We start from the raw sequence: 10,793 nt of genomic DNA, 5'->3' as shown, positions 1-10,793 counted from the left end.
GAGGGTCGCCACCACGACATTCACTGCCTCAGGAAATCAGGCATCCTGCAGGGCCGGGACACCACCTCCTGGCTCGCCGACAAAGGCTACATCGGCAGCGACATGATCACCCCGTTCCGCAAACCCCGCAAACGCGAACAACCCCGATGGCAGAAAGAATACAACTTCCAACACAACAAGATCCGCGTCGCCGTCGAACGAGCCATCGCCCACCTCAAAACCTGGCGGATACTCCACACCGACTACCGGCGCCCGTTCAACACCTTCACCGCCACCATCACAGCAGTCATCGGACTCTACTTCTACGCACGCTCTGAATAACCCTCTGTGTATTTGGGGGCTTTTGATCAGGTTGATCTTGACGTAGGCGGTGGTTGGGGGTGCGGGGCAAGGGATCTGGGCCTCCGCCTTCGGCTCCGGTGGACGGCCTCGTCGCCTGGCGGCGACCTCGGCCACCCGGGATCGGACGCCTCGTCGCCTGGCGGCGACATCGGGCCCGATCCGCGACAATGCGACGAGCTCGATGGGGCGATCTTGTTTTGCGCGGGGCCCCTACGACACCCGTGGCAGGACCGCAAAGCAGGGGCCGAAAAGCATGGCCCTGCCGCGAACGACGCTACGGCTGCCGTCCCCCCCCACACACACAAAACAAGTCCGCCCCATCGAGCAGTTGGCACCAGCGAGTCCGACTGTCCAGGTGCTGGGTTGGCAGGGCCGACGAGAGCGGGCTGGGATGGCACCGGCCGTTCCGACTGTCCAGGCGCTGGGAAGGTGGGCTGGGGCGGGCCTGACGGGGGGCGGGTTGGCACCGGCGGGTCCGACTGTCCAGGCGCTGGGAAGGTGGGCTGGGGCGGGCCTGACGGAGGGCAAGTTGGCACCGCTCGGTCCGAGTGTCCAGGGGCTGAGCAGGTGGGCCGAGGCGGACCTGACGGGGGGCGGGTTGGCACCGCTGGGTCCGAGTGTTCAGGGGCTGGGTCGGTGGGTTGGGGCGGACCTGATGGGGGGCTGGGTTGGTGCTGGCGGCTTCGAAGTGTCTGGTTGCTTGTCGATACCTACGGTGACCATTGGTGGGGTTGATTGCTCGGACAGGGGTATTTGTAGGCCGAATGTGCGACTTCTGTAACAAGGTGTCCATGGCCACTGACTCACCTCTCGGTGACCCGAGCAGCCGGAGGTCGTGGCATGAAGATTGATCTGTTCAACGAGATCCAGAACCCGAAGCCCCAGGTGGAAGGCAGCGAGCAGCTCAGGTTCACCGAGGCCATCGAGCAGGCGGTGCTCGCTGATGAGCTCGGGTACGGGTGTTGGTGGCAGGTCGAGCACCACGGGGCGGGGGAGTTCAGCCTGTCCTCGGCGCCGGAGATGATGTTGGCGGCGTTGTCGCAGAGGACGAGCAGGATTCGGTTGGGGCATGCGGCGGTGCTTGCGCCGGGGAGGTTCAACCATCCGATTCGGGTTGCGGAGCGGGCGGCGACGTTGGATCACCTCAGTGGGGGGCGAGTCGAACTCGGGTTGACTCGGTCGACTATTCCGGAGTGGCGGTTGTTCGGGATCGAGCCGGAAGAGGTGCGGGCTCAGACGCAGCAGGCGTTTGAGATGGTGCCGCGGATGTGGACTTCCGATCACTTCTCGCACGAGAGCGAGTTCTACCGCGTCGGTGATGTTTCGATCGTGCCGAAGCCGTTGCAGAAGCCGCATCCGCCGCTCTGGCAGGCGGCGGCGAGTCCGGCGTCCTTTGAGGATGCTGGTCGGCGTGGGGTTGGCGTGCTGGGGACGACGATGTGGGAGTCGTTGGAGCGGGCGAGCAGGCTGATCGAGCTGTACCGGGCGGCGGCGCGGCAGTGCACCGACCCGGTCGGGGCGTTCGTCAACAACCAGGTCGCGTTCTTCACCTTCGTCCACTGCGCCGACACCGACGAAGAGGCGATGCGCAACGGTGCCGCCGCGGCCGCCGCCTGGTACACGGTGACCGCCTTGACCTTCTTCGAGGCCGCCACCGAGTTCGTCCGCCAGAGCGCGCGGCACGAGAAGATCGCGACCGCACCGGACGGCGGAGGTCTCACCGGGCAGTTCGTCCGCGGCGAGGCGACCAACGCGCCGACCGAGGCGAACCTGCTGATCGCCCGGGTGTTGCAGGGCGAACAGGTGCCGGACGAGGAGATCTTCACCGTGCTGAGCGCGCAGGACTCGCTCATCGTGGGCAGCCCGGAGACCTGCCGCCGCAAGTTGCGGGCGTACGCGGACCTCGGGATCGACCGGTTGATGTGCCTTCAGCAGATCGGCGGCATCCCGCACGACAAGGTGCTCAAAAGCATCCGGCTGATCGGCGATCTGATCCCGGAGCTCGACCAGGCGGACTAGGTCACCCGAACCCCGACGCGATGCGGCCAGGCAGCTGAACTCGCTACGCTGGAACAAGAACTCCGCGATCGAGATCTGGCGGCTCCTCTGAGGGGGATTGGTGAACGGACGGACCCCGGTCGAACTCGGCCCTGCGCAGGAGACCCTGCTGATACCGCTCTACGGGCGCGCGATGGAGACCCGCAAGCGCAAGCCCTTGGTGCGCGACCCGCGCGCGGTGGAGATGGTCGCCTCCATCGACTACGACTTCGCCAGGTTCGACGAGAGCGGCAGCCTGCGCGGATCCGTCTTGCGCGGCCTGGTGTTCGACCACTGGGTGCGCGAGTTCCTCACCGAACAACCGAACGGCACCGTCGTCGAGATCGGCGCGGGCCTCAACACCCGCTTCGAACGCCTCGACAACGGCACCTGCCACTGGGTCGACCTGGACCTGCCCGACTCGATGGCGTTGCGCCGCAGGTTCTTCGCCGAGACCGACCGCCGGTCGATGGTCGCGGGGTCCGTTGTGGACCCGGACTGGGTGGCCGCCGTGCGCCAACACCCCGGCCCGTACTTCTTCGTGGCCGAGGCCGTCCTGATCTACCTCTCGGAACCGGACGCGCGCACCGCGGTCGGCCACGTCCGCACCACCTTCCCCGGCAGCCGGTTCGCCTTCGACACCTGGGGTCAGTGGATCATCGACAACCGGCACCGGCACGGCGCCCTCAAGAAGATGTCCGCGAAACTCGTGTGGGCCTGCGACGACCCGCGCGACATCGAGTCCTGGCACCCGGGGATCCGCCTGCTCGACACCTCAGCGGTCGGCGGCCACCCCGAGCTCCGCCGCCACCTACCGCTCCTCTACCGGGTGCTGATGCCGCTGGTGCACGCCCTACCCCAGTCCCGCTCCTACCGCTTGAACCTCTACCAGGTCTGATCCCTCAGGTTCGACGTGCCGGTTGACCTGTGCGGCTTGTCAACGCCGGGAGGTCTCACCGCGGTTACCGCTTCGCGGTGTCGTAGGTGTGGCGCGCGGTGGCGATGGTGTCGAGGTTGCGCTCCGCCCACGCGGTCAGCGAGCGCAGCGAGTCGTACAGCTCGCGCGCCATCTCGGTGACGGTGTACTCGACCTTGGGCGGGACGGTCGGGTACACGGTGCGGGTCAGCAGCCCGTCGCGCTCGAGGTTGCGCAGGGTCAGCGTGAGCATCCGCCTGCTGATGCCGTTGATGCCGCGCTCGAGCTCGGTGAACCGGACCGGGCCGTTCATGGCCGCGAGCAGGATCCCGATGCTCCACTTGCCACTCACGCGTTCGAGAACTTGCAGGACTGTGCAGGTCGCCTCGTGCTCTACCTCGGCGGACACATCGGTGTTCCTCAGGGACATGAAAGTGCCTCCTTCCGCGCCAGCCAATGGTCACACATCATGGACTCTGTAACAAGTAGTGCGCTCTTGGGGGAGCGCGAGTCCGGGCCGGGATCCGGCCGAGTTCACGAGGGAATGGTGACCATGTCTGTTTCGGCGCGCCCAGCGCCTGGGTCGAGGTGGCTGGCGCTCGGCGTGTTGTGCGTCGGCGCGCTCATGATCGTGCTCGACGCGAGCATCGTAACGGTCGCGCTGCCGACCATCCAGGACGATCTCGGGTTCACCCCCGCCGGTCTGGCCTGGGTGGTGAACTCCTACCTGCTGGCCTTCGGCGGCCTGCTGCTGCTGTCCGGTCGCTTGGGCGACCTCGTCGGCCGCAAACGCGTGTTCCTGGTCGGGCTCGCGGTGTTCACCGCGGCCTCCCTGCTCTGCGGGCTCGCCACCTCCGCGGAGGTGCTGATCGCCGCCCGGTTCGTGCAGGGCGTCGGCGGCGCCGCCGCCTCGGCGGTGGTGCTGGGCATGGTGGTGACGATGTTCCCCGAGCCGGGTGAGCAGGCGAAGGCGATCGGGATCTACAGCTTCGTGCAGGCCGGTGGCGCCTCCATCGGCGTGATCGCGGGCGGCGCGCTGACCCAGAGCGTCGGCTGGCCCTGGATCTTCCTGGTGAACGTGCCGATCGGCGTGGTCACCGTGCTGCTCGCGATCCGGGCCGTGGACACCGACACCGGCCCCGGTCTGCGCCAGGGCGCCGACCTCGTCGGCGCGGTCCTGGTGACCGTCGGCCTCTCGCTGCTGGTGTACACGATCGTCAAGGCCGCCGACTACGGCTGGGGTTCGGCGCACACGCTCGGTCTCGGTGCGCTCGCGTTGGTGCTGCTGGGGTTGTTCGCGTTGCGCCAGGCGAAGGCCGCGCACCCGCTGCTGCGGCTGGGGATCTTCCGGTCCCGGCTGCTGACCGGCGCGAACATCGTGATGCTGTTGCTGGTGGCGGGGTTGTTCGGGTTCCAGTTCCTCGGCGCCCTCTACCTGCAGCGGGTGCTGGAGTACAGCGCGGTGCAGACGAGCCTGGCGTTCCTGCCCGGTCCGGTGCTCATCGGCCTGGTGTCGTTGTTCCTGTCGGCGAAGGTGATCCCGCGGTTCGGTCCGCGCGCCGTGCTGGCGGGTGGGCTGACCCTGGTCGCGATCGCGTTGCTGCTGCTGGCCCGCGCTCCGGTCGACGGCACCTACCTGGTCGACATCTTCCCGGTGATGGCCCTGATGGGCGTCGGCGCCGGGTTGATGATGCCCGCGGTGATGGGGCTGGCCATGTCCAGCGCCCAGCCGCAGGACGCGGGCCTGGCCTCCGGTCTGGTGAACACCACCCAGCAGGTCGGTGGCGCGGTCGGGCTCGCCGTGCTGGCCACCCTCGCCGCCGCGCGCAGCGAGCGGGCCGTCGAGGCGGGCACGGTGCTCAAGGAGGCGCTGCTGTCGGGCTACCACCTCGCGTTCGTGGTCTCCGCCGCGATCCTGATCGCCGCGATCGTGATCACGCTGACGGTCCTGCGCACCGCAGGAACCCCGACCCCGAAACCTGTGGACGAGGTTCGCGGCGAGGCCGGTATCCCACGGTGAACCAGGCACGGGAGGCGCAGCAGCCACCGCCCGCTCGCAGGATGCGATCGGGCTCAGCCTTCACCCTCACCTGCTGGTCGGCACCGACTCCGCCGGTGCGACGAGAGCTGCCTTCGCGTTCGTGGAGTTTGTCACGTGGCAAGTGGTGGTCATGTCACCGTCCCCAGGTCGGCGAATCAGGCATAGGTGACTTCTGGGTGGGTACACGGTCGGATGTGACAGCTGCGGAGCCGGTGGTACCCGAATCGATGAGTTCGTCGACGTTGCGTGTGGAGATCGCCGCGCAGGTTGGGGGTATCGCGGTGGTGCGGTCGGCGTTGCGGGCGTGGCTGGTGGGGCAGGGATTGTTCGACCAGCGTGGTCAGGACATCCTGTTGGCGGTTGATGAGGCGGTCACCAACAGCGTGGAGCACGCCTATCGGGGCGGCACCCCGGGGCCGGTTGTCCTCACCGCGTTGACCACGGGTGGGGGGTCGGGCAGTACGACTGTGCGGGTTTCGGTGGCTGATCGGGGGCAGTGGGTCACGCCTGCGGGTGAGGGCGGGGGCGGGCTGGCGGTGCGGGGGCGTGGGTTGAAGATCATCGAGTCGGTCGCGGACCTGGTGCGGGTGGATCGTGGCACCACCAGCGCGCCTGGCACGACGACGGTTGTCGAGTTCGCCATCGGTGCCGCAGTGGGTGTTCGCTGACCGCGTTATGAGCGCGGACGGGGGAGCACCCTGAGCAGCCAGTCCAGGGTTCGTTCGATGGGGAACACCTGGTTCATCCCGGCCACCTCGAGGGCGCGGGCGACGATCCCACCCGGCGATGCCACCACGCCGAGGTCCACGCCGAGGGCTGCCGCGTCGTCGCGGGCCACGATCAGCCGGGTCATCGCGACGGAGCCCAGGAAGGTTGTCGCTCCGAGGTCGACCACCAGCAGCGACACCCCGGACGCGGTCGCCTCCGCCAGGCCCTCGTCGAGCCCTGCCGCCAGCACACCCACGGTCGACAGGTCCAACTCGCCCTCGACCCGCACCAGCACGACCCGCCCGTCGGCTCGTCGCTCCACACACGTCCGCGTTCCCCGCACAGCCACCCCGAATCCGAAGCACTCTCACACTCGACGGTAGCGGTCCGCCACATCAGCTGCCCGACGATCCCACGGTCGAAGCCCGTTCGGCTCAGCTGGTGGGGACTCGAACGGGGCTCGGGTCTTTCGTGGTGGTTAACGACTGGGTTCGGAGCAGGGTCGCGGTGTGCTCGTCGGCGGGGAGGAAGGCCTCCATCCGGAGTTCAGCGACCGTCACGTCCTGGGCGGTGGCGAAGTGGGTCAGGGTGGTGAGCAGGTGCAACTCGCCCGCGGGGGTCCGCAGGCGCAGCGGGCCCGCGAAGCCGAGGTGGGTCGGGCGCAGGTGGGAGGTGTAGCCGGCCAGCTCGGTGATCAGGGCATCCAGTACGGGATCCGGCGTGCGCACGGCCTGCGCGCGGACGGCGTCGACCACGTGACCGGCCCACTCGTCGAAGTTCGCGATCTGTGGGGCCAGGCCGGTCGGGTGCAGCAGGAGCCGGGGGACGTTGACCGGAGGCGTCCGGAGGTCAGGCGCGGTACCGGCCACCAAGTCATCGAAGGCGGTGTTAGCCGAGACCAGTGTGCCGTGGCGGTCGACGACGATCGCCGGGTACGGGTTGTGGGCGCGGACCACCTGCTCCACGGCCGCGCGGACCGGCGCCAAGCGCGCGTCCGCCCAGGGCGTCTCCGGGTGGATGGGCGCGAAACCCGCCGCCAGCAGCAGGGCGTTGCGCTCCCGCAGCGGGATCTCGAGCGACTCGGCCAGCCGGATGACCATCGCCCGACCGGGCGTGGAGCGGCCGCTCTCGATGAAGCTCACGTGCCGTTGGGTCGTCCCGGCGCGCAGTGCCAGCTCGATCTGGCTGACCTTGCGCCGGAGCCGCCAGGTGCGCAGGTCGTCGGCGAGACGCGGGGTGGACACACTGTCCTGTGTAGTCGATCCGCGGTCGCTCGGCTATTCCCCGTCGGGAATTGCCCAGCCACCCGCCGCACCAGAACCTTGGCACCGCACGACAACACCAAGGAGCCCTCATGCCCAACCCCGCCGACTTCGCGGACCGCTACGTGGCGCTGTGGAACGAGCCCGACGCGGACGCGCGCCGAACCGCGATCGCCGAACTCTGGGCTCCGGACGGCAGGCACATCCTGCAACCGCCCCGGGAAACAGTGGACTCGGCCGCTGCCCTGGGCCTCGCCGCCACCTTCGAAGCCCACGGCCACCGGGAACTCGAACAGCGGGTCCGCCTCGCGTACGACGAGTTCGTCGCCCCTGGTCACTTCACCTTCCGCCGCCGTCCCGAGGTGACGAAGGTGAGCGATGCGATAAAGTTCACCTGGGAGATGGTGTCCGCCACGGGTGAGGTCGCGGGTGTCGGCACCGAGTTCCTTCTTGTGGACTCCGCCGGGCAGATCGTCGCCGACTACCAGTTCATCGAGAGCTGACGCCGCGGGTGTGGTGTGGTCACCGGATGAGGTCTTCCAAGAGGTCTGGCGCGGCGACGAGCGCGTAGCCGATGGCTGTTGTCAACGGGAGGAAGACCGCTGTCCGGGGGTGGAGTGGTCGGGCCCGCCACCACAGGGCGATGAGGGCGACGACGAGAAAGGTTGCCAGGACGGGGATCTGGTGTGGGTAGTGCACTCCCCGCCTGGCCGCGTCGGCGATCAGCAGGCCCGCGGCCGCTGCGGTGGCAAGTGGGTGCGGGATGCGGCGGAACGCTTCTCCGAGCGCAAGACCGCCGCCGACGGCCAGCGTCAGCCATAGGGTCAGCTTGCCTGCGCCGACGTGGAAGCCTGCGACGCCGTAGAACGCGACTACCGCGCACACCAGCGCAACCGCGGACCTGGTGAGTGCCACCGCTCGGGTGGTGTTTGCGCAGAGCAAGGCCACCAACAGGATCCACAACCCGATGGTGTGCGCGAGTGGACGGATCACCGCCGTTGACGCGGCGAAGGCGCCTAGGGCACCGGAAAGGGTTCCGCAGGCGGCTGCGAGGAGGGGCCGTGCCTCGCCGGGATATCGCACGATACCCAGCATGGCACGGCCCCCGCCGATCAGCTGTGCAGGGAGAACGACTTGATGCCGCCGTCGTTCCAGGTAGCGCCGACCCACGGCTGGTTCTGGCCGAAGATCAGGCCGCTCGAGCTGCCCTCGAAGTCGTAGTCGTCGAACTTCTCCGAGACGTCGCAGTCGCCGAACAGGGTGTACGAGGACACGCCGTCGGTCTCGTCCTGGACGTCGTCCATGTCGGAGATGCCGTAGCCCTCGCTGTCACAGGTCTCACCACCGTACACTTCGGACTCGTCGCCGCCCTGGCCCTCGTCCTCGTAGAAGGTGACGAGCAGCTCGTCGGGCAGCGGGCGGCGCTGCGCCGCGGCGTTGACCGGCTCGTCGAAGCAGCGCTTGCTGAGCACCTTGGACGCCGTCTCGCCCGGTGCGAGCGGCGCGAGGACGGTCTGGCAGACCCGGTGGGTCTCGGTGGTGGACGCCTGTGCGGGCGCGGTGGTGAGCACGGCGGTGGCCGCGAGCGCGGCGCCGAGGGAGAGGGTGGTCAGGGCAGCGCGGAAGGTGAACGCCATCGTGGGGGCTCCAGGGCTCAGGGTGGTTTCCCGACTGGTGAACTGGCCAGGCATTAACCATCCATCACCGAACTTGGGGAATCCACCGCCGTAGCCGAATCTGCCGGTGGCTGCGCCGATCAGCCCACGAGCGCGGTGTGGTCCGCGTGCCGCGCCCGGTTCGGCCGTGGCAGCAACGATTCCACCCACTGCCGCTGCTCACCCCGGTGGTGCGCCCGGTCGATCGGAACCGTGTGGTCAAACCCGTACGCCCGGGTGTCGTTGAGCTTGCTCAACCCCGGATCCACCCCGACCCCGACCCCGACAAGCACCACAGTCACGTCACCGAGAACCGCGAACCCGGTCCACCCGCCTGCGAACTTCCACACCCGCGCCTCGACCCGCCCACCGTCGACCACCCACTCGGCTGCCCGCCAGTTCCCGTGGTCCTGCGCGGCCCTGGTCGCGTGTTCCGCACTGGCACTGGCAACCGACAAGTCCTCAGTCGGCAAAGTGATGTCAACCAACGCATGCGCCCCATGCCGCGCCGCCGCCGTGGCCGCATCAGGCCCAATCCGCCCCAACACCCCGGTATCGAACGACCCCACCCGCAACCCGCCCGCGTCGGTCAAGTGCGCCAACCACACCCCGTAAGTCGTGGTCACGCCCTCGCGCCGGTATGTGTGCACCCAGTCCAGTCTGTGCGCGGCTTCGCCGTTCCAGCCGTACAGGACAAACTCCGGGGGCGGGGCAGTAGTCACAACCCGAGGCTACTCCTGAACCAAATATGACACCGATTCCGGTTGGTAGCGCAGCTATCCCAACGGTTGATGATCGTCCACCGGTGGGTGAAACCGGCCCACGAGCATTGCGCGGCCATTCAGCCCGATGGGAAGTTCCTCCGCGGCCGAGGATGATCACGTGTCGAGGTAGGTGGGCCGATGGTGGCGAACAGAGTGGGGCGATCCCGGTGGGCGGGGGTGGTCGCTGCGGCAACGGTGGTGCTGACCGTGGTGGGCGCACCGCAGGCGTCAGCCAAGCACGTGACGGACTACGAGCTCGCGGCCTGGAACACCCACGGCGCGAACACGAAGAACAAGCTGAGCCTCTGGCAGCCGCAGTCGAAGGTCTTCGATGTCACCGACCTGGCTGCGACCAGCGATGTGGTCGCTCTTCAGGAAGTCGGCAAGCTCGCCGACTTCGACAAACTCGTGCAGCGGCACATGGGCAAGCCCTACAAGGTCGGGTTCACCTGCAAGATCGTGGTGAAGATGCTGCGCGAAGGACGGGAGTGCGACTGGACCTTCCCGGTGAACGGCGTTGACGAGAAGCGGAAGGTGTTCGTCCTGCGGACCGACGATGTCGAGGACAGTGATACCGAGAAGGGAGCGCGGCCCAACATGGCGTTCGTCGTGCGGACCAGTACGGCAGCGGTCAGATCTTGGAACTACCTGCCACCGGTCCGCTCCAGCGCCGTGCACGAGGGTGATCGGGGACTCCTGCAACTGGTGCTGAAGGACAACACAGTCATCTACAACGTGCACGCCGACGCCAAACCGGCTGGGGGTAATGTCTCCGCTCTTCTCAAGAAGGCCACGGAGGCGACCGCCGGTCTGGACCCGCGCCCGACCGGGTGGGTCATGCTGGGCGACCTCAACATCGAATCCAAGTACTTGCGCGCTTTCGTCTCGTTCCCGATCCGGGTGGTCGACCCCGGCGTCCCCACGCACGACCAGCGGATCATCGACTACCTGATCTGGTCCGACCCGGTGGTGCTGAAGCGCTTCACGGCGAGCGTTCCCGCTACGCCGGTGGAGTTCGGGTCCGACCACGACCCTGTGACGTTCACCAAGAAGCCGTGAGGGAGAAGA

Annotated in this window: 13 protein-coding genes; 7 read left to right on the top strand and 6 right to left on the bottom strand. The window is 68.0% G+C overall.

The window, feature by feature from the left end; translation table 11 throughout:
* From LV75_RS18255 to LV75_RS18245, 3 genes are all read left to right on the top strand, one after another.
* A partial coding sequence (locus tag LV75_RS18255) for a transposase family protein (protein ID WP_253888131.1) occupies positions 1-321 on the top strand: 321 nt, incomplete at its 5' end.
* An 861-nt stretch (positions 322-1,182) separates the two neighbouring features.
* A complete protein-coding gene (locus LV75_RS18250) occupies positions 1,183-2,361 on the top strand; it encodes an LLM class flavin-dependent oxidoreductase (protein WP_253888130.1) in 1,179 nt (392 codons plus the stop codon).
* Between the two features lie 100 nt (positions 2,362-2,461).
* Positions 2,462-3,277, top strand: a complete 816-nt coding sequence (locus LV75_RS18245; protein WP_253888129.1) for a class I SAM-dependent methyltransferase — start codon at positions 2,462-2,464, stop codon at positions 3,275-3,277.
* Positions 3,278-3,341: 64 nt separating this feature from the next.
* Here LV75_RS18245 and LV75_RS18240 read toward each other — a convergent pair whose 3' ends face one another.
* Positions 3,342-3,725: a winged helix-turn-helix transcriptional regulator gene (locus tag LV75_RS18240; RefSeq protein ID WP_253888128.1), complete on the bottom strand. Its 384-nt coding sequence runs from the start codon at positions 3,723-3,725 to the stop codon at positions 3,342-3,344.
* A 123-nt stretch (positions 3,726-3,848) separates the two neighbouring features.
* Between LV75_RS18240 and LV75_RS18235 the strand changes: the two genes are divergently transcribed.
* A complete protein-coding gene (locus LV75_RS18235; RefSeq protein ID WP_253888127.1) occupies positions 3,849-5,315 on the top strand; it encodes an MFS transporter in 1,467 nt (488 codons plus the stop codon).
* A gap of 248 nt (positions 5,316-5,563) precedes the next feature.
* Positions 5,564-6,004, top strand: a complete 441-nt coding sequence (locus LV75_RS18230; RefSeq protein ID WP_253888126.1) for an ATP-binding protein — start codon at positions 5,564-5,566, stop codon at positions 6,002-6,004.
* A gap of 5 nt (positions 6,005-6,009) precedes the next feature.
* Here LV75_RS18230 and LV75_RS18225 read toward each other — a convergent pair whose 3' ends face one another.
* On the bottom strand, positions 6,010-6,366 hold the full coding sequence (locus LV75_RS18225) for an STAS domain-containing protein (RefSeq protein WP_253888125.1): 357 nt from the start codon (positions 6,364-6,366) through the stop codon (positions 6,010-6,012).
* 112 nt (positions 6,367-6,478) lie between these two features.
* On the bottom strand, positions 6,479-7,288 hold the full coding sequence (locus tag LV75_RS18220; RefSeq protein WP_253888124.1) for a helix-turn-helix domain-containing protein: 810 nt from the start codon (positions 7,286-7,288) through the stop codon (positions 6,479-6,481).
* 110 nt (positions 7,289-7,398) lie between these two features.
* Here LV75_RS18220 and LV75_RS18215 point away from each other — a divergent pair, with 110 nt between their 5' ends.
* Entirely contained in the window at positions 7,399-7,809 is a 411-nt protein-coding gene (locus LV75_RS18215; RefSeq protein WP_253888123.1) for a hypothetical protein, read from the top strand.
* A gap of 19 nt (positions 7,810-7,828) precedes the next feature.
* On the opposite strand, the gene LV75_RS18210 is transcribed toward LV75_RS18215, so the two are convergent.
* From LV75_RS18210 to LV75_RS18200, 3 genes are all read right to left on the bottom strand, one after another.
* A complete protein-coding gene (locus LV75_RS18210; RefSeq protein WP_253888122.1) occupies positions 7,829-8,221 on the bottom strand; it encodes a hypothetical protein in 393 nt (130 codons plus the stop codon).
* Positions 8,222-8,418: 197 nt separating this feature from the next.
* Positions 8,419-8,997 carry a hypothetical protein gene (locus LV75_RS18205; protein ID WP_253888121.1) on the bottom strand — a complete coding sequence of 193 codons (579 nt, stop codon included), beginning with the start codon at positions 8,995-8,997 and terminating at the stop codon, positions 8,419-8,421.
* A 65-nt stretch (positions 8,998-9,062) separates the two neighbouring features.
* Positions 9,063-9,683: a hypothetical protein gene (locus LV75_RS18200; RefSeq protein ID WP_253888120.1), complete on the bottom strand. Its 621-nt coding sequence runs from the start codon at positions 9,681-9,683 to the stop codon at positions 9,063-9,065.
* A gap of 180 nt (positions 9,684-9,863) precedes the next feature.
* On the opposite strand from LV75_RS18200, the gene LV75_RS18195 reads away from it, so the two are divergent.
* A complete protein-coding gene (locus LV75_RS18195) occupies positions 9,864-10,784 on the top strand; it encodes an exonuclease/endonuclease/phosphatase family protein (protein ID WP_253888119.1) in 921 nt (306 codons plus the stop codon).
* Positions 10,785-10,793: the final 9 nt, after the last annotated feature.

Origin of the sequence: Actinokineospora diospyrosa (assembly GCF_024171925.1) — a bacterium.
Taxonomy (GTDB): Bacteria; Actinomycetota; Actinomycetes; order Mycobacteriales; family Pseudonocardiaceae; genus Actinokineospora; species Actinokineospora diospyrosa.
This window is presented reverse-complemented; position numbering and strand designations above follow the sequence as displayed.

Bases quoted from the DNA above. Each gene is read 5' to 3' on its own strand.
- LV75_RS18250 (WP_253888130.1), top strand. From the start codon at position 1,183: ATGAAGATTGATCTGTTCAACGAGATCCAGAACCCGAAGCCCCAGGTG.
- LV75_RS18195 (WP_253888119.1), top strand. From the start codon at position 9,864: ATGGTGGCGAACAGAGTGGGGCGATCCCGGTGGGCGGGGGTGGTCGCT.
- LV75_RS18205 (WP_253888121.1), bottom strand. From the start codon at position 8,997: ATGCCTGGCCAGTTCACCAGTCGGGAAACCACCCTGAGCCCTGGAGCC.
- LV75_RS18235 (WP_253888127.1), top strand. From the start codon at position 3,849: ATGTCTGTTTCGGCGCGCCCAGCGCCTGGGTCGAGGTGGCTGGCGCTC.
- LV75_RS18215 (WP_253888123.1), top strand. From the start codon at position 7,399: ATGCCCAACCCCGCCGACTTCGCGGACCGCTACGTGGCGCTGTGGAAC.
- LV75_RS18240 (WP_253888128.1), bottom strand. From the start codon at position 3,725: ATGTCCCTGAGGAACACCGATGTGTCCGCCGAGGTAGAGCACGAGGCG.
- LV75_RS18230 (WP_253888126.1), top strand. From the start codon at position 5,564: ATGAGTTCGTCGACGTTGCGTGTGGAGATCGCCGCGCAGGTTGGGGGT.